This window comes from Allobosea sp. GW823-FHT02B03, assembly GCF_058797755.1.
Genome location: NZ_JBXAJY010000005.1, coordinates 93,536 through 115,990 on the forward strand (window position 1 = coordinate 93,536; position 22,455 = coordinate 115,990).

Consider the following 22,455-nt stretch of genomic DNA (forward strand, 5'->3'; position numbering starts at 1 on the left):
CAGGCATGTGCATCCGGCTGGGCAGGTGCCGTGCCGCCATGCCCATGTGCGTGTTTCGAGGGCGAGCGCGTCGGGCTTTTCACGTCTCGGAAGGCCGCTCGATCGGCCTAGGCCGACGCGGGTGCGCTTTCAAGGGCTCACGCTAACAAGGGCGCCTCACTTGGCGCCATCCTGATTTCGCCTGTGCCTGCGCCTGAATAGATGCCCGTTCACAACGAGCGCGAAACGCAGGGCTGCCACATGTCTGTCATCTGCCGCGTTGTTCTCACGAAAACCTCCTTTGCATTGCGCCGTCGCATGGCTCGGCGATGCCTCTCGGTCAACGCGGTTGCAAGATGAATCGAATTTAGATCCCGCGGACCATCTCGTTTCGTCAGTAATCCCTGCTCTTGAAGCGCCTTGTCGGTCAGATCCGAGACAAAACGCATTCTGAGGTTCTTGCCTGTTGATTCAACCCTCTGTGACTATAATCCAGGGAGATATGCGATGCGGAGCTGCAGCAGCGAAGTAATCAAGGGGCTAAAAAGGATTACCTTACTGGGTGCGACGAGTCTCTCTGCAATTGCTGCATACTCCAGTCTCTTTCCCTCGCCATCATGGGCCGCCTGCACCAACGGACCGGGCAATTATACCGGTGAGGTAACGTGCACCAGCGCGGGCGCCGTGAATTTCACGATGACCGGCCCGGCGACGATAACCGTCCCGAATGCGGCTGTGGTCCACAACGGTATTCTCGCGGAAGTTACCGGAAATGCTGCCTCGGGGACGGCGACTGTCAGCGATACGACAGTCATAAATAACAATACAACATACCCGTCCATCGGTGTGTACATGCTGATATCGTCGTTCAGTTCGGCCGGAAACGGTACGCTGACGATGACGGGAACCAATTCCGTGACGACTGCGAATGGAACGTCCGTTGAGACAAATGTTCGTGGAACCGGAAGTGCCACAACGAACATATCCGGGACGATCACTGTCAACAGCCTTGTGACGAATACCGACGACAACGATGGCATCGAGACCACGACGCATGGCGGCGGAAACGCCACGCTGAACATGCCGGACGCGTCCGGCACGGTCAACGTCAAGGGCGGCAACGGGATACTGATCGATTCTCTCGCCGCTGGCGGAAACATCAGCGGAAATGTCGGATCCGGCCTCACGATAAATCTGGACAATACCATCGCGGGTGCGAACAACGCGCTGAGGCCGAACTCCGGAATTTACGTGACGACCCTTGGCGTCGGCACGATCGGCCTGACGACCGGGGCTGCGATCATCACGTCGGGACCCCGTGCCGCCGGCATCCGGGGGGATGCCAGGCTCGGAAACGTCACCATCACCAATTCGGGCCCGATCACGACGTCAGGCAACAACAGCAGCGGCATCATCATCGACACTTTGACCAATGGCGCGAATGCCTCCGGCGCGATTTCCATCACGAGCAGCAACAGCATTGCGACCGCGGGCAGCCAGAGTCACGGCATCGTCGCCACCGCGACGAGCACCTCGACCGGGGCCGCGGGTGCGGTCACGATCTCCAATCAAGGGTCTGTGACCACGACGGGCGCCAACAGCAACGGCCTTCAGGCAAGCGTAGCCGGCACCACGGTCGGAGCCGTGACCGTGACCAGCGCGGGTGCGTTGAATGCCAGCGGAAACTTCTCGGCCGGCATCTATGCGTTCGGCAACCGCGCGGATGTAACGATCGGTGCCGGGGGCAGCGTGTCCGGCGGCTGGCAATCCGATCTGGCGAGCGTCGGCCTGAGCGGCGTGCCCGCCAGCGGAATCGCGCTTGGATCCCGCGGGACGGGAACCACGCTGACGAACAATGGCGCAGTGGGCGCCTTGTCGGATCGCGCCATCGTCGAGCTCGATCGCTTCGGCATCGGCGCGCTCGGGCCGCTGAGCATCGTCAACAACGGCAATGTCACCGGTTTCATCCAGCTCGGTGCCGGCGATGCGACCTTCAGGAACTTGACGCCCACTTCCTTCGACATGCGCCACTTCGCCGATACCAATGGCGATGGCATCCGTGACACCAAGCGCGTTGCGATTTCCGATTTCGGCGCCGGCAACGACCTGTTTCTCAACGAGACCAATGGTGTGGTGCGGCTTGCTCCGGTCGCAGCGGCAGCCGCGACAGATCCGGCCGGCTACTACCGCCCGACGACCGGCATCGACAGCAGGGCGCTGGAGGCCAGTTTCTACGATTTCACGCGTGCGGGCCTGCTCCAGGGCCAGATGGTCAATCTCGAGCGCTTCAGCAATGCCGGCGTCATCGATCTGAGGGGCACGGTCACCGGCAATACGCTCTTCATTACCGGTGGCCCCGGTGTCGTTGGAGGAGTGCCCCAAGCTGGCAATGGCGTCTATATCTCCAATGGCGGCCAGCTCCTGCTCAACACCGTGCTCAACTCCGGCATTCCGCCCGGAGGCCAAACCAACAGCTACTCTGACATGCTGATCGTCGACTCGACCCAGACGGGTCCTGGAGGCGCTACGCGAATCCTGATCACCCCCGATCCGGCTTCGGCCGGCGCGCTCACCCTCGGCAACGGCATCGCGCTGGTCGAGGTACGCAACAAGACCGCTTCGGCCGGGGACGCCTTCGTGCTCGGCAGTCGCGTGGCGAGCGGAGCCTTCGAGTATCTGCTCTATCACAACGGCGTTGGCGGGGATTCTGCCGACGGCAATTGGTACCTGCGGAACACCGTCGAACCGCCTACACCCACGCCGCCGACACCGGTACCGCCTACACCGACGCCCCCCTCGCCAGAGCCGCCGGCGCCCGTGCCGCCGGTTCCCCCGTCGCCGACCCCCACTCCCACGCCGACTCCGACGCCGAACCATCGTGTCGAGGTCCCCGTCGACATGGTTGTGCCGGCGCTGGCGAGCCGACTGGGGCTCGCGATGCTCGGCAGCTATCATGATCGGGCAGGCGAGGATTACCCCGATGCCCTGCCGCAGCCGGCGCCGGTCGCGCCAATCTGGTGCAAGGATCCGGCCCGCAACTTCCGCTGCATGCCGACGGCGGAGCAGAATGCCGCCTATGCCGATGCGGCGACCGGCGAAGGAGGCCGCCGTTTCGCAGGCTGGGGTCGTGTCTTCGGTGAGACCGGCTCGGTCGGTTACGGCAACCGGGGCGGTCAGTTCGGGAGGCTCGGCAAGTTCCTTCAGAACGGCCCGTCCTACGATTACGATCTCGGCGGCTTTCAGGTCGGAATGGACCTCTATCGCAAGCAATACGACAATGGCATGCGCGACATCGCTGGCCTCTTCGTCGGCTTCGGCCGGATCGAGAGCGATGTCAGGGCGGTCCTGGGCGGCAAGGCGGGCTCGACCTCGATGGACGGTTACTCGGTCGGAGCCTATTGGACGCGAAAGGGAGCCTCCGGCTGGTATGTCGATGCGGTGGTGCAGGCCACCTGGTACGATCAAATCCGGGCGCGCTCGGTGCTGGGTGAGACGCTGAGCACTGACGGGTGGGGTTTCGCAGCCTCGCTCGAAGGCGGCTACCCGATTGCGCTCGGTGCCGGCTGGACGATCGAGCCGCAGGCTCAGCTGATCTACCAGCGCATCTCGATCGATGGCGCTGCCGACCGCTTCGGCCGGATCAGCTATGACGATACCGACACGCTCTTTGGCCGCCTCGGCGGCCGGCTGACGAAATCCTGGACCCTCGACAGCGGACGCGCGATCACGACCTGGGCCCGGGCCAATGTCTGGCATAGCTTCGGGGGCGACGCCAAGACCAGTTTCGCCAGCTTGCAGGGCCTCAACCCGGTGACCCTCGGGACGAGCCTTGGCGGTACGTGGGGTCAGGTCGGGCTCGGCGTCGCCAGTCAGGTGACGAGCAATGTCAGCCTCTTCGCCACGGCCGACTACAACTTCGCGCTCGACCAGGGCAAGGGGACGAGCCTGGGCGGCCGCGCCGGCATCAAGGTCGTCTGGTAACTGAGCGGCGGCGTGACCGGCAAATCGGAAGGCGGCGCGCAATCGCCGGGACTGCCTCGCGGTGGCGCAGCGTCCTCCGGGGTGTCGCGCCGCCGCTGGATCGAAGCGGCCTTCGGCGGAGCGTTGGCTCTGCCGCTGGTGGGATGCCAAGCGGATACCGAGCGTCCCCATGGCAGGGATGGGTGGTTCGTGCCTGGCGAGCCGTTTCCCGTGCGTCGCGTCAATCGCGAGCGGTTCGAGCCCGCCTTGCGACCGACCATCGTGGCAAACGTCACCGGTCAGGAGCCGGGAAGCATTCTGATCGATACCGCCGGAAGACATCTGTATCTGAGCCGGAGCAGGGATCAGGCTCTGCGCTACGGCATCGCCGTCGGGACCAGCGGCTATGCCTGGAAGGGCAGCGCGACGGTAGGCCGGATGGCGCGCTGGCCCGCCTGGTACCCTACGGATGAGATGCGGCGGGACGCGCCCGGAATCCCGGCGCGCATTCCGCCGGGCGACGATAATCCGCTGGGCGCGCGGGCGCTTTATCTTTACCGGAATGGGCGTGACACGCTCTACCGCATACACGGCACCAGCGAGCCCTGGACGATCGGTACCCAGGCCTCTTCCGGCTGCATTCGCATGTTCAACGAGGACGTGATCGCGCTTTACGACCAGGTTCATGTTGGCATGAAGGTCGTGGTCCGGTGATGGGGCAAACCTGCCGCATCGGCCCTTCGATCTCGCTCACTTCGAACTGACGTAATGGCCTGCTGCCCGTTTGGTGGATACCGCGATTGGATGTCTCATGAAGCCGGGCGTGGCATATGCAGCCACTAAGTTTGGGCGCGAGTTCAAGATCAAGGCGGTTCGTTTGATCGGGCAGGGGCGCGCAAGCGGCGCCGGACCTGGATGCGCATGAGAAACCACTGACATCGCCAGCAGCGAGTGATCCCAGGGTTGAACTTTCTCGGGCAGGTCGATCGGCGCTGTGCACGGCTTCGTGCCGAAGCTCGAAAAGGTGCCGCCCACCATGGGATCGTTTGAGCTGCCCCGGTGAAACGCGTCTCGCGTCGGGAAGGGCGGGCTTGGATCGTCGCCTTGCGCGCCGGCGCCGCTGCTCAGGGTGACGCCTGTGCCTGCCGGCTCGCGCGCAGCACCTCGCGCGGCAGCACGCCGGTCTGACGCTCGACCATGCGGTGCACGACCGGCGGCTCAGGACCGATATGCAGGCCCCTGACCCGGTCGCCGATTTCGGCGTCGGCCTGGGTGACGCGCTGGGCCTGGCGGACATATTCGACCCAGGTCGGGCTGTCGTAGCGCTCGATCCAGAGCTCGGCATCGGTCAGGTCGCGCAGCAGCGACCAGTGGCGCGCGCCGTCGCGGCGGCGGATGCGCCGGCGTTCCTCCATCGCCTTCAGGAACTCGACCACATCCTCCTGCCTGATCCGCCATTCGATGGTGACGAAGACCGGGCCGCTGCGCGGCTCGATATCGACCGCGACCTCGGGCTTTCGCCAGCGGCCGAGCGGATCGAGATTGAGCGCCTCGAGCGGGGGCAGCTGATAGCGCAGCCCGACGGCTGCGCCGAAGACGAGCGCGACCGCCGCCGCGCTGAGGCCGCCGGCGGCGCCGGAATGGAGGGTGACCCAGCCCCAGGCCCAACTGCCCGCAGCCATGCCGCCGAAGGCAGCCATCTGGTAGAGCGCGAGCGCGCGCCCCACGACCCAGCGTGGCGCCGAGAGCTGCACCGTCGAGTTGAAGGTCGAGAGCGCCAGCACCCAGCAGGCGCCGCCGACAGCAAGCGCCGGCATGGTGAGCCACATGGTGGGGCTCAGCCCCACAACCAGGGACGCGGCCGCATAGGCCAGGAAGGTCAGGCGCACGAGGGTTTCGGTGCTGAAGCGGCGTCGCAACCGGGCGCTGAGGAAAGCTCCGGCGACCGCACCGGCGCCGAAGGCTCCGAGCAGGATGCCGAATGTCAGCGGGCCGCCGCGCACCAGATCGCGTGCGACCAGCGGCATCAAAGCGAGACCGGCGACACCGCCGAAGCCGAAGAGGAAGGCGCGCAGTAGCACCGCGCGGATGTTCGGCGACATCGCGACATAGCGGAGACCGGCGCTCATCGCGAGCCACAGCGTCTCGCGCGGCAGCACGCGCTCGACACGTGGCGGCTGCCAGCGGGCCAGCACGACGAGCAGGCCGATATAGCTGAAGGCATTGACGACGAAGGCGGCGACCGCCCCGGAGGCGGCGACGATGGCGCCGCCGATCGCCGGGCCGACGCTGCGAGCGATGTTGAAGGCGACGCTGTTCAACGTCACTGCCGCCGGCACCTCGGCTCGCGGCACCATGTCGCCGACCGAGGATTGCCAGGCCGGGTTGTTGAGCGCGTTGCCGCAACCGAGCAGGAAGGTGAAGACAAGCAGCGGCCAGGGCGAGAGCAGCCCATACCAGGCGAAGACCGCCAGCATGGCCGAGACGGCGAGCATGAAGCCCTGTGCCGTCAGCATGATCCTGCGGCGGTCGTAGTTGTCCGCGATCGCGCCGGCGGCCAGCGAGAACATCATCACCGGCAGCGTGGTCGAGGCCTGGACGAGCGCGACCATGTCCGGCGAATCCGAGAGCGAGGTCATCAGCCAGGCGGCGCCGACCATCTGAACGAGGCCGCCGAAGTTCGAGACGAGGCTTGCGATCCAGACCGCACGGAAAATCGGCTGGCGCAACGGCGCGAAAACCGCATAGCGGCCGTAGCGAGGCTTTTCGCCCGCGGCGGCCAGGTCGGCTTCGGCGGTCTCGGCCGTGGTCTGCGTGGCGGGCTCTTGCGGCATGTCACAGTTAGAGCATGCCGGCGGGCGATGGGAAGCTGCGCTTCCTCGCTTTTGCGGGGATCAGGATCTCAGGGCGTGATATGCGGGCGTATGGTTGCACGCCTTACTCTCGTTGAAATCGCCAGCCGTCAGCAGGAGATCAAGAAGAGCCGCTTCGCTGCGGTCGCTGGTCCCATCGCCGACGAGGCGGCAGCAAAGAGTTTCATTGCGGCGCGGTCAGATCGGGCGGCCAATCACAATTGCTGGGCATGGCGCTTGGGGCAGCGGTACCGCTTCAGCGACGACGGCGAACCCAGCGGGACCGCCGGCAAGCCAATCCTGGCCGCAATCGACGGGCAAGGCCTCGATGGCATCGTTGTTGTCGTGACACGCTGGTTCGGAGGCATTCTTCTGGGAAGCGGCGGCTTGATCCGTGCCTATGGCGGAACGGCGGCCCTGTGCTTGCGCGAGGCTGAAAGGGAGGCGCTTGTCGAGACGGTCTCCGGGACGGTGACATGCGGCTTCAGTGATCTGGCGCTGGTTCAAGCGCGTTTGGGCGCTCTTTCAGGCGTGCAGGCTGCCGTCCAGGCCTTCACGGAGGGCGGCGCCATCCTGTCGGTGTCGGCGCCCAAATCGGAAGCAGGCGGCGTCGAGCGACTGCTATCGGATCTGACCAGCGGACGGTCGGTGATCGGATGGAGCCGATGAGCACGGCAGACCAGCCGCAGGCGGCGAGCGCGCGCGAACTGCGGAAGTTGCCCCTTGCGGGGAAGTGGACGTCTCGATCGACGCTGCCAGGAGCAAATGCCGTCGAAAGCCGGCGCAGCAGCCACTGCGGTCGCCCATGACAGAGATGCGCCTGCAGCCGATCTAGCGCTTCAAGCCTCCCGGCTTGTCTTCCGCGCTCTGCGGTCAGATCCAGATCTCGTGGTCAGCGGACTTGCTCGCGTCGGCCCCCGAGGACGGCCGGGCTTGCCCTCGATGCCCTGGTGCCACGCCCCCCGGGGCCTGCCGCGATGGAGAAACAGCTTTGGGTTGACTGCGGCGTTTCAGCGGAGAAGCTGTTGAGGCCGGCATCGCAGAGGACGCGCCTCTGGACGAAGGCGCGCCGGCAGGGTTGCCATGTCCTTTGCCGCATCGCGGGGGCCGGTTTCGCCGTGCCTTGTCTGCGAGGCGATCGCAGTCGACGCCGCACCGGTGCGGGATCTGATCGAGGTGCAGACAGGGAGCATCGCAATGGCAAGAACGATGAAGGCGGCGGTCGTGCGCGAATTCGGGCGACCGCTGTCGATCGAAGAAGTCGCGATACCGGAGGTCGGGCAGGGCCAGATCCTGGTGAAGATCGAGGCGTCGGGCGTCTGCCATACCGACCTCCATGCCGCGGATGGCGACTGGCCGGTCAAACCCAAGCCGCCTTTCATACCCGGCCACGAAGGCGTCGGCACCGTGGTTGCCGTCGGCGCAGGGGTCAGGGCGGTGAAGGAGGGCGACCGCGTCGGCGTTCCCTGGCTGCACACGGCCTGCGGCCATTGCCGGCATTGCCTCGGTGGCTGGGAGACGGTCTGCGACGAGCAGCAGAACACCGGTTACTCGGTCAATGGCGGCTTCGCGGAGTACACCTTGGCCGACCCCGACTATGTCGGCCACCTGCCCGACGCGCTCGGCTGGGAAACAGCCGCTCCGATCCTCTGCGCCGGGGTGACTGTCTACAAGGGCCTCAAGGAGACCGACACCAAGCCCGGGGATACCGTGGTGATCTCAGGCATTGGCGGGCTCGGGCACATCGCCGTGCAGTATGCGAAGGCGATGGGGCTCGATGTCATCGCCGTCGATATCTCCGAGGAGAAGCTGGCGCTCGCCAGGGAGATGGGCGCTTCGGCCACGGTGAATGCGATGACGACCGAACCGGTCGCCGAAGTGCAGGCGCTGTGCGGCGGTGCCCAGGGCGTGCTCGTGACCGCGGTTTCTCCGAAAGCGTTCAGCCAGGCACTCGGCATGCTCTCGAAGCGCGGAACCATGGCTCTGGTCGGCCTGCCGCCGGGAACCTTCGATCTCGACATTTTCGAGACCGTGCTGATGCGGAAGACGATTCGCGGCTCGATCGTCGGCACGCGCCTCGATCTCGCCGAGTGCCTGCAATTCGCCGGGGAGGGGAAAGTGAAGGTTCACTACTCCGTCGAGCGGCTGGAGGACATCAACGGCATCTTCGACAGAATGCGGAAGAACCAGATCGACGGCCGTGTCGTCATGAGGATGTAGCTGGCGCGCGCTTCGGCAGGGGGCACTAGCAGAGGCCTGGGGGGCGATCCGGTTCCTCGGCTGCTCCGGCAGAAGAATGTCGGCGCCGTGCTCACCTTGGAAGTCGGCAAGCTCGTCGACGAGTTCACGCCGCAGCAAAAAACTGTCGCCGCAAGGAAAAGATTGCCGGTTTCGCTGCCAGGAGAAGACAGATGGCGCACGACTTCAGGAAGGTCTTGATCGGGCTGGTACCGGCCGACGAGAGTGGCGGGGCGACGGCTGCGGTGTGCTTCGGCGTCGGGCTTGCGCGACATTTCGGGGCGGCCCTGACGTTCCAGGCGATCGTCCCGCATGTGACGCTGCCGTACAGCGTCGTCGGCGGCTTTGCCGCCGGCATGGTTGCAGAGGAGAACAAGCGGCGGCGCGAACTTGTCGAGGCCGCCGCCGCCGCGGCCAGGGCCTTGGCGAACGAGGCCGGTTTGGCCTGCGTCGCCGATCTGCCCGATCTGGCTCTCGAGGAGCTTGCGGAGCGCTTCATCCAGCAGGCGAGGCTGCAGGACGTGACGGTTCTCGATGCGGGTGACGATCTGCTGGGCAACAATCGGAGCATGATCGAGGAGGCGCTGTTCAACAGCGGCCGCCCCTTGATCGTGATCCCCAAGACGGGTGGCAACCCCGCGCCAAAGCGGATCGCGGTCGCATGGGACGGAAGCGCCCGCTCGGCCCGCGCGGTCGGCGATGCGCTGCCTCTGCTGGCGGCCGCGCAATCGGTCTCCGTCGTCGTCATCGGGGGCGAGAAGGATCTGAGCCGCGTCGCGCCTGCCAGCGGCTTGATCGGCTATCTCGAGCATCATGGCGTGAAGAGCGATCTGGTGGCCCTTGAGGCAGTCGGCGGCGATGTTGCCGAGACCCTGCGCCGGCATGTCCTCGACAGCGCGGTCGAACTCGTCGTCATGGGGGCCTTCGTGCACTCGCGCTTTCGCCAGGCCGTCTTGGGAGGAACGACGCGCTCGCTGCTCGAAAACAGCCCCGTTCCCTTGTTCCTCGCCTACTGAGCGGCCCTTCCGAGCCAATTGGAGAGTTCCCGAAACCGTGCTGCAGCTGGCGGGTTGCCGCTTCTCGTCCGTGCCGGTGTCCGGGGGCAGGCTCCTTGTCCGAGAGGCGGGAAGGCCGTTGCTCAGATCACGTAGTCGCTCACGCCGCGCGCCGCCGCTTGCGAACGCCGGACGAGGTCGGCGATCGTCGTGTTGTCGACGATCTCGGCTATCGCGTCGCGGACCTCGCCCATCACTGCGCGCACCGAGCAGGCTTCGGTGTCGCTGCAATCTTCGCAAGGGCGGTAGGCCGAGCGGCTGGCGCAGGCGATCGGCGCAACGGGCCCCTCGAGCGCCCGGATCACGGCGCCGACCATGATTGTGCGTGCCGGTTTCGCCAGCGCGTAGCCGCCGCCCGGCCCCTTCTTGCTGCGCAGCATGCCGGCATTGCGCAGGTCGAGCAGGATCGCGTCGAGGAACTTCTTGGAGATGTTGTTCTTCTGCGCGATCTCGGCGACCTGCGCGGTCGCGCCCGCTTCGAGCCCGGCGAGATGAATGATGGCCTTGAGGCCGTACTTGCCCTTGCTGGTGAGCACGGCGCCCCGTCTTGCCGCGTTGTGATCGAACGGCGATATTATCGACTTCGCCGACCGCAACAAGGCGAAGGCCTCCTTGGCCCCGGTCCAAAGCGTTGCCGCGATAGCGGCGGCGCGGGGGCGTGGCGCTGGGTGAAACAATTTGTCACGATCGAGCCGGGGTCGCCCGCGCTAGAAGGGGCTTTCGCCGCAGGCGAGCAGGGATCAGCAAGCCGTGACCGACACCGCCGCCGCGAGCGCTGCTCCGCTCGGCTCTCCCGAAGCCCATATCCTCGTCGTCGACGATGATCCGCAGATCCGCTTCCTGGTCAGCCGCCTGCTGCGCGCCAATGGCTATCGCGTCAGCGCCGCCGCCAACGGCCGGGAGATGAACGAGTTCCTGCAGGGCGCGCCGGTCGACCTGATCGTGCTCGACGTCATGCTGCCGGGCACCTCCGGTTTCGACCTCTGCAGTGAATTGCGCCGCAGCTCGGCCGTGCCGGTGATCATGCTGACGGCGCGCGGCGAGGAGAATGATCGCATCGCCGGGCTCGATCTCGGCGCCGACGACTACCTCGCCAAGCCGTTCAGCCCGGGCGAGCTGGTGGCGCGGATCAATGCGCTGATCCGGCGGGCCCGCCGGGCGGTCAGCCAGGCGGGGGCAGCCCCGGTCCGGACCTATGCCTTCTCCGGCTGGGCGCTCGACATCGTCCGTCGCGAGCTGGTTGACCCGCATGGCACCATCGTCGATCTCAGCACCGGCGAATTCGACATGCTGCGCGCCTTCGTCGAGGCGCCGGGCAAGGTCCTGACCCGCGAGGCGCTGCTCGACATCGCCAAGAACCGTGTCGCGACCGGGTTCGACCGTGTCGTCGATGTCCAGATCAGCCGCCTGCGCAAGAAGATCGAGGCCGATGCCGGCGGCGACGCCATGATCAAGACGGTGCGCGGCACCGGCTACATGTTCCTGCCGCAGGTCGAGCGCCGATGAACTGGCGTGCCGCCGATACCATCCAGTCGCGCACCGTCATCGTCCTGCTGCTGGGGCTCGGCCTGTTTCATCTGCTCAGCCTGTGGAGCTATCAGGTCGGTCTGCGCTCGGAGGTCGATCTCGCCAATGAGAGCCGCCTGGCCGAGCGGCTGGTCACCATCAAGCGTGCCGTGCTGGCGCTGCCGGTGGGCGAGCGCGAGACGATCGCCCATTCGCTCTCGGGCGGGCCGATCGAGGTGCACTGGAGCGCGACCGAGCTGACCGCCGGCGGCGCGGGGGCCAACGCCGGTCCCGAGCTCGAGACGTTGCGGGCCAGGCTGCTCGAGCTTGCGCCGGAGCTCGCACAGGAACGCCTGATCCTCTCCGCGCCGCGCCTGCCCGAGGGCGGCGTCGATTCGCATCAGTTCCAGCTCTCGATCAAGGCCCAGGACCAGGGCTGGGTGAACTTCAGCGTCACAAGGCTCAGCGGGCCGCATGGCAGCATGCACGGCATCGTCTGGTCGACGAGCCTGATGGCGCTCGGCGTCGTCCTCGTCGCGATCCTGATGGTGCGCTGGCTGACGCGGCCGCTGCGCATGTTCGCCGATGCCGCCCGCCGCGCCTATGTCGGGGCGGAGGCGCCGCAATTGCCGGTCGAGGGACCGGCCGAGGTGCGCGAGCTCGCCAGCGCCTTCAACGACATGCAGAACCGGATCAAGCGGCTGATCGACGAGCGCACCCAGACGCTGGCGGCGATCTCGCACGATCTGAAGACGCCGCTGACCAGGCTGCGGCTGCGGGCCCAGGAGCTGCGCGAGGCGAAGGGCGTCCGGGACGAGGCGCTGCCGCCGGCGATCGATGCCGATCTCGACGAGATGGAGGCGATGCTCGACGCCAGCCTGACCTTCCTGCGCGGCGAGCGCAGCGAGGAGCCGCTGCGCGATTTCGACCTCGCGGCCCTGCTGGAGACGATCAAGGACGACGCGCTCGATGCCGGGCACGACGTGATGCTCGAAGGGCCGGCCAAGCTGCGCTGGCGCGGCCGGCGCCTGCTTCTGAAGCGGGCCCTGACCAATCTCGTCCACAACGCCGCGCGCTATGGGGGACGGGTCAGGATCAGCCTGTCGCGAGCCGCCGGAGAGGCGCTCATCCTGATCGACGATGACGGGCCAGGGCTGCCGGAGAGCCAGCTCGAGCAGGTCTTCATGCCGTTCGTACGGCTCGAAACCTCGCGCAGTCGCGAGACCGGCGGCGTCGGCCTCGGCCTGACCATCGCCCGCGGCGCGCTGCGCGGCCATGGCGGCGACGTCACCTTGCAGAACCGCGCGGAAGGCGGCTTGCGGGCGCGGGTCCGCCTGCCGCAGACGGGCGCGGAGGCGCCCGCGGGCCGCTGAAACAATATGTAACACCGCGCCGGAGGGCGCTTCGCTAGTTTCGCTTTGCCCACTGATTCACCGAGCAAAGCCAGCGAACGATGCCGATAGAGCCACCACCGCGTCCTCTCCGACGTTCTTGCACAATGCGCCGCGTCGCCGTCGGCGCCGCATTCTCTGCCCTGCTCGCAGGCTGCACCGCGACGGTGCCGCCGATCGCCGGTCGCCATCCGGCCGATGCCAGCGTCGCCGTCGCGGCGCCGTCCTATGTCGCCGTTTCCGGCGCTGCGCCGCTGCGTCCGGTCGATCCCAAGGGCTGGCAGGAGCTCAACCGCCAAGTGACGCCGAAGGGGCATTGATCGTGAAGCTGCGGACCCTAGCCCACGGCCGTCGCGGCCTGCCTTTCGCACTCGCTGCCTTCCTCGGCGGTTGCGCCTCCTTCTCGCCCGATGGCGGGCTCGACGTCGCGCGGAACTCCGCCTTCGCCGAGCTCAACAAGGACGTGGTCAAGATCAACGACGTCGCCGGCGCGATCAGCGCCAAGGAGCGCGTCGATCAGCTCCTGAAGAAGCCGCTCACCGCCGACGCCGCGGTGCAGATCGCGCTGCTCAACAATCGCGGCCTGCAAGCCGCCTTCAACGAGCTTGGCGTCGCCGAGGCGCAGATGGTCGCGGCGAGCCTGCCGCCCAACCCGACCTTCGGCATTTCCAAGCTTTCCGGCCGTTTCGAGATCGAGGTCGAGCGCCAGATCGCCGGCAGCCTGTTTGCGCTCGTCACCTTGCCCTTCCGCGCCGAGATCGCCCGCGATCGCTTCCAGTCGCAGCAGCTGCGCACGGCCGAGACCGTCATGACCCTCGCGGCCGACACCCGCCGGCAGTTCCATCGTGCCGTCGCGGCCAACGCTCAGGTCGGCTTCATCGAGCAGGCCAAGGGCTCGGCCGAGGCCGCCTCCGAACTGTTCAAGCGCCTAGGCGAATCCGGCGGCGTCAACAAGCTTGATCAGGCGCGCGAATACGCCTTCGACGCCGAGCTCGGCGCGCAGCTCGCCCAGGCGCGGCTGGTGCAGCGCCAGGAGCGCGAGCGGCTGGTGCGCCTGCTCGGGCTCTGGGGCGACGACCTCAAGTTCAAGTTGCCGGGCACGCTTCCCCCGCTGCCGCGGCTGCAGAGTGCCAAGGCCATCGAATCCGAGGCGCTGCGCAAGCGCATCGACCTCCAGGTCGCCCGCGCCGATCTCGACGTGCTCGCCAAGTCGCTCGGCCTGACCAATGCCACCCGCTTCGTCAACGACATCGACCTGCTGGGCCGGCGCACCTATGACCGCGGCCGCAGCATCTCCGGCGACGGCCATGTCGAGCGCGAGACGAGCCGCAGCCGGACCGTCGAGCTCGATATCGAGATCCCGATCTTCGATTTCGGCCAGACCAAGGTCGTCCAGGCCGAGCAGAACTACATGCAGGCGGCGAACAAGCTGGCTGAGAAGGCGGTCAACATCCGCTCCGAGGCGCGCGAGGCCTATGTCGGCTACCGCGCCACCTACGACATCGCCCGCCAGTACCAGAACAATGTGCTGCCGTTGCGCAAGATCATCCAGGACGAGTCGCTGCTGCACTACAGCGGCATGCTGATCGACGTGACGCAGCTCATCACCGATGCGCGCGCCCGCATCCTCTCGAACGTCGTCGCGATCAATGCGCGGCGGGACTTCTGGATCGCCCATACCGACCTCAAGCATGTCGTCATCGGCGGCGGCTCGGGTGGAGGCGGGGTCACCGTCGCCGCTGCGGGCGGCGGCGATGCCGGCGGCGGCGGTCACTAGCGAGCGGGGAACGACAGCATGACCATTTCACGCAGAGGCTTCATCGGCACGTCCGGCCTCGTCGTCGCCGCGGCCGGCGCCGTCTCCGGCCGCACGGCCTTCGCTTCGGTGCCGGAGGCGCCGACCATGAGGGAAGCGTCGACCCAGGCGCCGCTCACCCCGACCAGCGGGCCGGACTACCAGCCGGTCGCGACGCTCAACGGCTGGACCTTGCCCTGGCGCATGAATGGCGACTGGAAGGAATTCCACCTCGTTGCCGAGCCGGTCGAGCGCGAATTGTCGCCCGGCATGAAGGCCTATCTCTGGGGCTATAACGGCCAGTCGCCGGGCCCGACCATCGAGGCGGTCGAGGGTGACAAGGTCCGCATCTTCGTCACCAACAAGCTGCCGGAGAGCACCACGATCCACTGGCACGGCCAGCGCCTGCCCAACGGCATGGACGGCGTCGGCGGGTTGAACCAGCCGCATATCCCGGCCGGCAAGACCTTCGTCTACGAGTTCCAGCTGCGGCGCTCGGGCACCTATATGTACCACCCGCATTCGGACGAGATGGTCCAGATGGCGATGGGCATGATGGGCTTCTTCGTCGTCCATCCCAAGGACCCGGCCTTCCGCCGCGTCGACCGCGACTTCGTCTTCCTGCTCAACGCCTTCGACATCGAGCCCGGCTCCTATGTGCCGCGGGTCAACGAGATGACCGATTTCAACATGTGGTGCTGGAACAGCCGCGTGTTCCCGGGCATCGACCCCTTCGTCGTCGGCAAGAACGACAAGGTCCGAATCCGCTTCGGCAATCTGACGATGACCAACCACCCGATCCACATGCATGGCTACGAGTTCAAGGTGTCGTGCACGGATGGCGGCTGGGTCGATCCCGCCGCTGCCTGGGACGAGGTCTCGATCGACGTCGCCGTCGGCCAGATGCGCGCCTTCGACTTCGTCGCCGACGAGCTCGGCGACTGGGCGATCCATTGCCACAAATCGCATCACACGATGAATGCGATGGGCCATGACGTGAAGAACTATATCGGCGTCAGCAAGAAGGACCTCGCCAAGCGCATCGCCAAGATCGCCCCGGGCTACATGCCGATGGGCTCCAACGGCATGGGCGAGATGGGCTCGATGGAGATGCCCTTGCCCCAGAACACCCTGCCGATGATGACCGGCTTCGCCCAGTTCGGTCCGGTCGAGATGGGCGGCATGTTCTCGGTCGTGAAGGTCCGCGAGGGCCTGGCCAAGAACGACTACAAGGATCCGGGCTGGTTCAAGCACCCCGAAGGCACCGTGGCCTACGAATACAAGGGCCCGAAGCTCGCCGAGGCGCCGCGCACGGAGGGGCCCGACAGCGGGGCGCCCTCGGTCGACTGGCGCGTCAAGGACCGGCGCAAGCCGCAGCTCGGGCCGGACGGCAGGCCGCTTTCCGGCGCCAAGGCCGGCGGACATTCCAATCACTGAAGGCGCAATCGCAAACGGAGCACGCCGATGAAGACGCAGATCAGATCCATCGCCCTTGGCGCCGTCGCGGCCCTGGCGCTTTCGGCGGCGGCGTTCGCCGGTCCCGGCGGCGCCGGCCACGGCCACGGCGACGAGACCGCCTATGGCAAGCCGGGCGATCCGAAGAAGCCGGCCCGCATCGTCCAGGTCTCGATGACCGAGCGCGACGGCAAGATGCTGTTCATCCCGGACCGGGTCGAGGTGCGCCGTGGCGAGCAGGTCCGCTTCCAGCTCCGCAACAATGGCGAGCTCGACCATGAGCTGGTCGTCGCGACGCTGGAGGAGAACCTCAAGCACGCCGTCGAGATGCAGAAGAACCCTGACATGGAGCACGACGACCCGAACGCCAAGCGTCTCGCGCCGAAGAAGACCGGCGAGATCCTCTGGCAGTTCACCAAGGCCGGCGAGTTCGATTTCTCCTGCCTGATCCCCGGCCATCGCGAGGCCGGCATGACCGGCAAGGTCATCGTCAAGTGAGCCGCCAGACAAAACCCGAGAGGAGTTCTTCCATGCGTACCGCCATCACCGCCTTCGCCTTTGCTTCGCTGCTTGCCATGCCGGCACTCGCCCAGACGCCGCCGCTGGTCAACGGGACGATCAAGAAGGTCGACACCGCTCAGGGCAAACTCACCGTCGACCACGGCCCGATCAAGAACCTCGATATGGACTCGATGACCATGGTGTTCCGGGCCGGCGACCCCGACATGCTCAAGACCGTCAAGGCCGGCGACAAGATCAAGTTCACCGCCGAGCGCGTGAACGGCCAGCTTACGGTCACGAAGATCCAGAAATGAGCCCCCGGCACGCCCTCGCGATCCTCCGGCCGGCTTGCCTGGCCGCGGTGATCGCGCTGGGCGCGCCGCAGGTCGGCCTCGGCAGCGACGGGAACCTGCAATCCGTGCTGCTCGAGGCCGGTTGTCCCCGTTTCCAGCTTGAGAAGCTGTTCGACCGGGACGGGGTGACGAGCTATCGTGCCAATTGCTTCGGCTCGGCGCACAAGGTCGTCATCGTCAGTTGCATCAAGGGTGTCTGCGTCCGCGAAGGGACGCAGGAAGAGCAGCCGGAATGAGGGCTGCAGCTTCGCCCGCCAGAAGGAGAGTTCGAATGCTTACGCGTCGTGGCCTGATCGCCGGGGCCCTTGCCTGCTCCGCGTCGCTGCCTCTCGCAGCCCAGGGGGCGGCTCCGGTCGTCACCGTCTATCGCAGCGCCTCCTGCGGCTGCTGCGGCGCCTGGGTCGACCATATGAAGAAGGCCGGTTTCGAGACCAAGGTGGTGATGACCGAGGAGCTGGCGGCCCGCAAGCGCGAGTTCGGCGTGCCGGATGCCGCCGAATCCTGCCACACTGCGATGGTCGACGGCTATTTCGTCGAAGGCCACGTGCCCGCGGCCGATGTCCGCCGCCTGCTGCGCGAACGTCCCCAGGCCCGCGGTCTCGCCGTGCCGGAGATGCCGGTTGGCTCGCCCGGCATGGAAGTCCCCGGCGTCAAGGCCGATCGCTACGACACCTGGCTGATCGCCAAGGACGGCTCCCACACGGTCTTCGCCAGCCACTGACCAGAAGCCCGGGAGCTGATCCGGGCATTCGTCGTTTTCTGCCGTGCCGCGCGTCCCGCCTCGAATTGGCGCGGGGCGCGCGGCACGTGTGTTTCAGTGCCCGGCGGCTGCCGGCTCGATCAGCTTTGCCAGGTTGAGCAGGCGCTCATCCCGTCCGGCCACGGCGCTCAGCATCAGCCCGCCCGAGAGCTTGTCGCCGAGCGGCATCGGCAGCGAGATCGAGCACAGGTCGAACAGGTTGCCGAAAGCGGCATTACGCAGCATCAGCCGGTTGGCGGTGAAGAAGGCGTCGTCGCTGGCCTCCAGCGCGGCGATCGTCGGCGCCTCGATCGGCACGGTCGGCGCCAGGAAGCCGTCGAGTCCGTCGAGAAGCGCGGCGAGCTTGCCGATCAGCCTGCGACGCGTCTGCATCGCCGCGATATAGTCGGCGGCCTTGTAGGAGGTGCCGAGCGAGATGCGTGCCGCGACGCGCCGGTCGAAGGCTTCCGGCTTGCTCGCGATCGCTTCGCGATGCACCGCGGCGGCCTCGACGGCGACCAGCGGCACCGAATAGGCGGCCATCATCTCCTGCCAGACCCCGTCGAAATCCACTGGCTCGACGGCGACGCCGAGGCGGGCGACGCGCTCGATCGCCGCCTCATAGGCCTTGACCACCGAGGGGGTTGACTCGGCGAGGAAGCCGCCGCGCGCGACGCCGATGCGGAAGCGGCCGGGCTTGAGCCCCTCGGCAAGCGCGAAGGGGCGGCCGGCCAGCACCGAAAGCAGCCTCGCGCAGCCCGCGACGTCCTTCGCCAGCGGGCCGATCACGTCGAGGCTCGGCGCCAGCGGGAAGCAGCCTTCGTCGGGAACCGAACCGTGGGTCGGCTTCATGCCGACGATGCCGTTGAGCGCCGCCGGGATGCGGCAGGAGCCGCCGGTATCGGTGCCGACGGTCAGCTCGGAGGAGCCTTGCGCGACCGAGACCGCCGCCCCCGATGAAGAGCCGCCGGGAATGCGTTCCGCATCCAGCGCATTGCCGGGCGTGCCGAAGGTGGCATTGAGGCCGAGCCCGGAGAAGGCGAACTCGCTCATATTGGTCTTGCCGATGACCACCGCGCCGGCTTGGCGCAGCCGGGCGACGATCGGCGCATCCTGCGCCGCGGGGGCCGCGCCCTTGAGCAGGCTGGAGCCGGCCCAGGTGGTCTCGCCGCCGACGTCGAACAGGTCCTTGATCGAGATGATCGTGCCGTCGAGGGGGCTCAGCTTGAGCCCGGCAGCCCGGCGGGTGTCGGCGGCGTCGGCTTCGGCGCGCGCGGTTTCGGCGAGGAGGCGGGTGAAGACGGGGCTGCCGTCGCCAATGCGGCCGAAGATGGATTCAAGCTGGTCGCGGGCGCTGCGTGACATGGGAATCGACCTCGGTTCGGGCACCGCATCCGGCGGCGCTTCTGGTTAGCGCATTCCGTGGTCGAAGAAACCCCGCCCGGGGCTCAGGCGGCCTCGCCGCAGGGGGCGGGCAGGGTGGAGCGGCGCTGGATCAGATCGTCCCTGGCGAAGAGCTCGGCGAGCCAGTCGACGAAGACCCGGACCTTGTTGGAGAGATGCCGGTTCGGCGGATAGACGATGTGCAGCGGCTTGGGTGCCGTGCACCAGCCGGTGAGCAGCGGCACCAGCCGCCCGGCGGCGATGTGCTCCTGCGCCATGAAGGTCGGCACCTGCATCACGCCGAGACCCGCGAGCCCGGCGGCGAGATAGCCGGTGCCCTCGTTCAGCGAGACGGTATACTCGCCGCGCACCTCGATCGTCTCCTTATGGGTCGCGAAGGTGAAGGGCAGGATCCGGCTGGTCCCGGCGGCGCGATAGCCGATCACCTTGTGGCCGGTTTCGAGGTCGAGCGGATGTTCCGGCGTGCCGTGCCGGGCGAGGTAGTCCGGTGCGGCGCAGGTGACGAGCAGCATCTCGCCGACGCGCCGCGCGATCAGGCTCTGGTCCTGGATCTCGCCGGCGCGGACGGCGAGATCGAGATTCTCGCCGATCAGGTCGGCCGGGCGGTCGCCGAGGCCGATATCGATCTGGATTTCCGGATAGCGCGCCAGGAAGCCGGGGAGGGCGGGCAGGATCACATCGATCGCCAGGGGCGCGCTGACGTCGAGGCGCAGGCGCCCGCTCGGCCTCGCCTGCGACGATGCCATGCTGGAATCGAGCTCGTCGATCTCGCTGAGCACGCGTAGCGCCCGCTCGTAATAGGCGGCGCCGTCCATGGTCACGGTGACGCGCCGCGTCGTGCGGTTGAGCAGCTGCGCTCGCAAATGGCCCTCGAGCTGCTGGATCAGCTTGGTCACGGTCGGCTTGGGCAGGTCGAGCAGCTCCGCCGCGCGGGTGAAGGTGCCGACCTCGACGACGCGCACGAAGGCGCGCATGGCGTTGAGCTGGTCCATCCAGATCTCCTGGTTGATCCGGGGATTGTTTCCATATGGAAACAATGTGGGAGCGGATCGGCGGTTTATTGCGTTCGCACTATCTCCTAAATGCTGACGGATCGCAATATTCGTCAGTCGTCAGTCATGCTCGCTCCTTCGCTCCCCCAAAGCCGCTATCGCCGCGCCGTCTTCTGGCGCGAGCAGGCCGTCAAGGCCGGCTCGCAGACGCTGTCCGGACGGCTCTATGCTCCGGCCTCGGTGCCCGACGATGCGGGCCTCGTCCTGCATCTGCATGGCGGCACCTTCGACAGCGGCTCGCTCGCTTCCGGCGAGGCGGTCGCCACAACGCTGGCGGAGGCCGGCGCGATCGTGATCTCGCTGCCTTATCCGCTGGCGCCGGAAGCCCGCTTCCCGCAGGCGCTCGAGACCGCCTATGCAGCGCTCGAGAAGATCGCCCGCGACAAGGCGCGCTGGGTCGGCAAGCGGGCACCGCTCTATGTGGCGGGCGAGGAGGCCGGCGGCAACCTCGCCGCCGCGCTCGCCATGATGGCGCGCGACCGGCATGGCCCGCCGCTCGCCGGGCAGATCCTGTTCTCGCCGATGCTCGATGCCTGCCTCGGCACCTATTCTTTTCGTCATGCCGAGGCCGGTCCGGTCGGCTGCCGCTGGGCGGATGGCTGGCACGCCTATCTCGGCTCGCCGGAGAAGGCCGCGCATCCCTATGCGACGCCGGCCAATGCCTCGCGCCTGTCCGGCTTGCCGCCGGCACTGATCGTCAGCGCCGAGGACGACCTGCTGCGCGATGAGAGCGTCAATTACGGGCTTCGGCTGCGGGCTGCCGGGGGCGAGGCGACGGTCCATGTCGTCGGCGGCCCGAGCCGTTGGCCGGAGGCTTTCGCGGAGGCGCCGCGGGACGGCTCCTGCCTCTGTTCGGCCTGCCAGAATGTAAGCGAATTCTTCTCGATGACCGCGCCTCGCTAGGGCGCGCCGCCACCCCCGACTTTCGAATTTCAGCTCCAGGAAGGAATGACCCATGATTCTGGGAACGATCCGTCACGCCCTGTTGGGCACCGCTCTGGCCGCCGGCGTTTCGCTCGCCGCGCTCGCCGTCGCCGTCCACGGCTCCGACAAGGCGCAGGGCGATACCGCGCCTGCCGCGCCGCCGCCGACCCCGGTTTCCGTCGCCGTGGTCGAGCAGCGCGATCTCGTCAGCTGGGCCGAGTTCTCCGGCCGGCTCGAGGCGATCGAGCGCGTCGAGATCCGCTCGCGGGTCTCGGGCGTGGTCGAGCAGGTCCACTTCTCGCAAGGCGCATTGGTGAAGCAGGGCGATCTGCTCGTCAGCATCGATCAGGCGCCCTATCAGGCTGAGTTCGAGCGCGCCCAGGCGCAGCTGCTCGCGGCCGAGGCGCGCGTCGCGCTCGCCGCGAACGAGCATGAGCGCGGCCAGCGCCTGATGTCCTCGCAGAACGTCTCGCAGCGTGATCTCGACACACGGCTGAACGCGCTGCGCGAGGCGCAGGCCAATGAGCGCGCCGCCCGCGCTGCCCTGCAATCGGCGCGGCTGAACCTCGACTACACCCAGATCCGCGCCCCGATTTCCGGCCGCATCGGCCGGCTCGAGGTCACCGTCGGCAATCTCGTCGCCGCCGGTGCCGCCGCGCCGCTGCTGACCACCCTGGTCTCGGTCGATCCGGTCTATGCCGGCTTCAGCGCCGATGAGGGCTCGCTCCTCAAGGCGCTGGCCACCCTGCCGGTCGAGCCCGGCAAGGCCCGCGATCTCAAGCGCATCCCGGTGCAGATGACGACCGCGGTCAACGAGGCCGCACCGGTCTCCGGCCATCTCAACTTCGTCGACAACGGCGTCGACGCGGCGACCGGCACGGTCCGCGTCCGGGCGATCTTCGACAATGCCGATGGCGCGCTGCTGCCGGGCCAGTTCGTGCGCCTGCGCATGGGCCAGGCCAGGAGCGAGCCGGCGCTGGTGATCAACGAGCGCGCCGTCGGCACCGACCAGAACAAGAAGTTCGTCTTCGTAGTCGGCAAGGACCAGAAGGCGCTGTGGCGCGAGGTCACGCTCGGCACCGCCGCGGAGGGCCTGCGCGTCGTCACCAGCGGGCTCGAGGCCGGAGAGCAGATCGTCGTCAACGGCCTGCAGCGCATCCGCCCGGGCGCGACCGTCGCTCCCGAGCAGGTGCCGATGGCCGAGCGCACCGAACTGAAGAAGCCTGCAACCGAACTCGCGCAGCGCTGAGC

20 protein-coding genes are annotated in these 22,455 nt (G+C 67.3%); 16 read left to right on the forward strand and 4 right to left on the reverse strand.

Translation table 11 applies throughout. The features are described 5' to 3' along the window. Nucleotides 1–663 precede the first annotated feature (663 nt). Nucleotides 664–3,960: an autotransporter family protein gene (locus tag AC1REK_RS17575; RefSeq protein WP_492269049.1), complete on the forward strand. Its 3,297-nt coding sequence runs from the start codon at nucleotides 664–666 to the stop codon at nucleotides 3,958–3,960. A 12-nt stretch (nucleotides 3,961–3,972) separates the two neighbouring features. Further along, nucleotides 3,973–4,653, forward strand: a complete 681-nt coding sequence (locus AC1REK_RS17580) for a L,D-transpeptidase (RefSeq protein WP_492269048.1) — start codon at nucleotides 3,973–3,975, stop codon at nucleotides 4,651–4,653. Nucleotides 4,654–5,063: 410 nt separating this feature from the next. On the opposite strand, the gene AC1REK_RS17585 is transcribed toward AC1REK_RS17580, so the two are convergent. Further along, nucleotides 5,064–6,773, reverse strand: coding sequence for an MFS transporter (locus AC1REK_RS17585; protein WP_492269047.1), 1,710 nt, complete (start codon nucleotides 6,771–6,773; stop codon nucleotides 5,064–5,066). Nucleotides 6,774–6,863: 90 nt separating this feature from the next. Here AC1REK_RS17585 and AC1REK_RS17590 point away from each other — a divergent pair, with 90 nt between their 5' ends. The 3 genes from AC1REK_RS17590 to AC1REK_RS17600 all read left to right on the forward strand — a co-directional run bounded on the left by AC1REK_RS17590 (nucleotide 6,864) and on the right by AC1REK_RS17600 (nucleotide 10,045). Beyond that, on the forward strand, nucleotides 6,864–7,460 hold the full coding sequence (locus AC1REK_RS17590; RefSeq protein WP_492269046.1) for an IMPACT family protein: 597 nt from the start codon (nucleotides 6,864–6,866) through the stop codon (nucleotides 7,458–7,460). Between the two features lie 528 nt (nucleotides 7,461–7,988). Continuing rightward, nucleotides 7,989–9,011 carry an alcohol dehydrogenase AdhP gene (gene adhP, locus AC1REK_RS17595; protein WP_492269045.1) on the forward strand — a complete coding sequence of 341 codons (1,023 nt, stop codon included), beginning with the start codon at nucleotides 7,989–7,991 and terminating at the stop codon, nucleotides 9,009–9,011. Nucleotides 9,012–9,202: 191 nt separating this feature from the next. Then, nucleotides 9,203–10,045: a universal stress protein gene (locus tag AC1REK_RS17600; protein WP_492269044.1), complete on the forward strand. Its 843-nt coding sequence runs from the start codon at nucleotides 9,203–9,205 to the stop codon at nucleotides 10,043–10,045. 122 nt (nucleotides 10,046–10,167) lie between these two features. Here the strand turns inward: AC1REK_RS17600 and AC1REK_RS17605 are convergent, their stop codons facing one another. Further along, a complete protein-coding gene (locus AC1REK_RS17605; protein ID WP_316019593.1) occupies nucleotides 10,168–10,620 on the reverse strand; it encodes an RrF2 family transcriptional regulator in 453 nt (150 codons plus the stop codon). A gap of 214 nt (nucleotides 10,621–10,834) precedes the next feature. Here AC1REK_RS17605 and AC1REK_RS17610 point away from each other — a divergent pair, with 214 nt between their 5' ends. From AC1REK_RS17610 to AC1REK_RS17650, 9 genes are all read left to right on the forward strand, one after another. Beyond that, nucleotides 10,835–11,590: a response regulator gene (locus AC1REK_RS17610; RefSeq protein WP_492269043.1), complete on the forward strand. Its 756-nt coding sequence runs from the start codon at nucleotides 10,835–10,837 to the stop codon at nucleotides 11,588–11,590. Next, nucleotides 11,587–12,963 carry an ATP-binding protein gene (locus tag AC1REK_RS17615; protein WP_492269042.1) on the forward strand — a complete coding sequence of 459 codons (1,377 nt, stop codon included), beginning with the start codon at nucleotides 11,587–11,589 and terminating at the stop codon, nucleotides 12,961–12,963. Before AC1REK_RS17610 ends, AC1REK_RS17615 begins: the two co-directional genes overlap by 4 nt. A 125-nt stretch (nucleotides 12,964–13,088) precedes the next feature. After that, nucleotides 13,089–13,301, forward strand: coding sequence for a hypothetical protein (locus AC1REK_RS17620; protein ID WP_492269041.1), 213 nt, complete (start codon nucleotides 13,089–13,091; stop codon nucleotides 13,299–13,301). A 2-nt stretch (nucleotides 13,302–13,303) separates the two neighbouring features. After that, nucleotides 13,304–14,758 (forward strand): TolC family protein, encoded by a 1,455-nt coding sequence (locus AC1REK_RS17625; RefSeq protein ID WP_492269040.1) that lies wholly within the window; start codon nucleotides 13,304–13,306, stop codon nucleotides 14,756–14,758. Between the two features lie 18 nt (nucleotides 14,759–14,776). Continuing rightward, nucleotides 14,777–16,213: a multicopper oxidase family protein gene (locus AC1REK_RS17630; RefSeq protein ID WP_492269039.1), complete on the forward strand. Its 1,437-nt coding sequence runs from the start codon at nucleotides 14,777–14,779 to the stop codon at nucleotides 16,211–16,213. A 27-nt stretch (nucleotides 16,214–16,240) separates the two neighbouring features. Continuing rightward, nucleotides 16,241–16,729, forward strand: coding sequence for a cupredoxin domain-containing protein (locus AC1REK_RS17635; protein WP_327523806.1), 489 nt, complete (start codon nucleotides 16,241–16,243; stop codon nucleotides 16,727–16,729). Nucleotides 16,730–16,761: 32 nt separating this feature from the next. Next, nucleotides 16,762–17,046, forward strand: coding sequence for a copper-binding protein (locus tag AC1REK_RS17640; RefSeq protein ID WP_492269038.1), 285 nt, complete (start codon nucleotides 16,762–16,764; stop codon nucleotides 17,044–17,046). After that, nucleotides 17,043–17,321 (forward strand): hypothetical protein, encoded by a 279-nt coding sequence (locus AC1REK_RS17645; protein WP_327523808.1) that lies wholly within the window; start codon nucleotides 17,043–17,045, stop codon nucleotides 17,319–17,321. The genes AC1REK_RS17640 and AC1REK_RS17645 overlap by 4 nt, the downstream gene beginning before the upstream one ends. 35 nt (nucleotides 17,322–17,356) lie before the next feature. Then, nucleotides 17,357–17,806, forward strand: a complete 450-nt coding sequence (locus AC1REK_RS17650; protein ID WP_291650491.1) for a DUF411 domain-containing protein — start codon at nucleotides 17,357–17,359, stop codon at nucleotides 17,804–17,806. A 93-nt stretch (nucleotides 17,807–17,899) separates the two neighbouring features. On the opposite strand, the gene AC1REK_RS17655 is transcribed toward AC1REK_RS17650, so the two are convergent. Both AC1REK_RS17655 and AC1REK_RS17660 read right to left on the reverse strand, forming a co-directional pair. Further along, nucleotides 17,900–19,189: an amidase gene (locus AC1REK_RS17655; protein ID WP_492269037.1), complete on the reverse strand. Its 1,290-nt coding sequence runs from the start codon at nucleotides 19,187–19,189 to the stop codon at nucleotides 17,900–17,902. Nucleotides 19,190–19,272: 83 nt separating this feature from the next. Then, nucleotides 19,273–20,220 (reverse strand): LysR family transcriptional regulator, encoded by a 948-nt coding sequence (locus AC1REK_RS17660; RefSeq protein ID WP_492269036.1) that lies wholly within the window; start codon nucleotides 20,218–20,220, stop codon nucleotides 19,273–19,275. Between the two features lie 126 nt (nucleotides 20,221–20,346). Between AC1REK_RS17660 and AC1REK_RS17665 the strand changes: the two genes are divergently transcribed. After that, on the forward strand, nucleotides 20,347–21,183 hold the full coding sequence (locus AC1REK_RS17665) for an alpha/beta hydrolase fold domain-containing protein (protein ID WP_492269035.1): 837 nt from the start codon (nucleotides 20,347–20,349) through the stop codon (nucleotides 21,181–21,183). Nucleotides 21,184–21,235: 52 nt separating this feature from the next. Continuing rightward, a complete protein-coding gene (locus tag AC1REK_RS17670; protein ID WP_492269034.1) occupies nucleotides 21,236–22,453 on the forward strand; it encodes an efflux RND transporter periplasmic adaptor subunit in 1,218 nt (405 codons plus the stop codon). Nucleotides 22,454–22,455: the final 2 nt, after the last annotated feature.

Coding starts and splice junctions, on each gene's coding strand:
- AC1REK_RS17585 (WP_492269047.1), bottom strand. CDS start 6,773: ATGCCGCAAGAGCCCGCCACGCAGACCACGGCCGAGACCGCCGAAGCC.
- AC1REK_RS17590 (WP_492269046.1), top strand. CDS start 6,864: ATGGTTGCACGCCTTACTCTCGTTGAAATCGCCAGCCGTCAGCAGGAG.
- adhP (WP_492269045.1), top strand. CDS start 7,989: ATGGCAAGAACGATGAAGGCGGCGGTCGTGCGCGAATTCGGGCGACCG.
- AC1REK_RS17600 (WP_492269044.1), top strand. CDS start 9,203: ATGGCGCACGACTTCAGGAAGGTCTTGATCGGGCTGGTACCGGCCGAC.
- AC1REK_RS17615 (WP_492269042.1), top strand. CDS start 11,587: ATGAACTGGCGTGCCGCCGATACCATCCAGTCGCGCACCGTCATCGTC.
- AC1REK_RS17620 (WP_492269041.1), top strand. CDS start 13,089: ATGCGCCGCGTCGCCGTCGGCGCCGCATTCTCTGCCCTGCTCGCAGGC.
- AC1REK_RS17630 (WP_492269039.1), top strand. CDS start 14,777: ATGACCATTTCACGCAGAGGCTTCATCGGCACGTCCGGCCTCGTCGTC.
- AC1REK_RS17635 (WP_327523806.1), top strand. CDS start 16,241: ATGAAGACGCAGATCAGATCCATCGCCCTTGGCGCCGTCGCGGCCCTG.
- AC1REK_RS17640 (WP_492269038.1), top strand. CDS start 16,762: ATGCGTACCGCCATCACCGCCTTCGCCTTTGCTTCGCTGCTTGCCATG.
- AC1REK_RS17645 (WP_327523808.1), top strand. CDS start 17,043: ATGAGCCCCCGGCACGCCCTCGCGATCCTCCGGCCGGCTTGCCTGGCC.
- AC1REK_RS17650 (WP_291650491.1), top strand. CDS start 17,357: ATGCTTACGCGTCGTGGCCTGATCGCCGGGGCCCTTGCCTGCTCCGCG.
- AC1REK_RS17655 (WP_492269037.1), bottom strand. CDS start 19,189: ATGTCACGCAGCGCCCGCGACCAGCTTGAATCCATCTTCGGCCGCATT.
- AC1REK_RS17660 (WP_492269036.1), bottom strand. CDS start 20,220: ATGGACCAGCTCAACGCCATGCGCGCCTTCGTGCGCGTCGTCGAGGTC.
- AC1REK_RS17665 (WP_492269035.1), top strand. CDS start 20,347: ATGCTCGCTCCTTCGCTCCCCCAAAGCCGCTATCGCCGCGCCGTCTTC.
- AC1REK_RS17670 (WP_492269034.1), top strand. CDS start 21,236: ATGATTCTGGGAACGATCCGTCACGCCCTGTTGGGCACCGCTCTGGCC.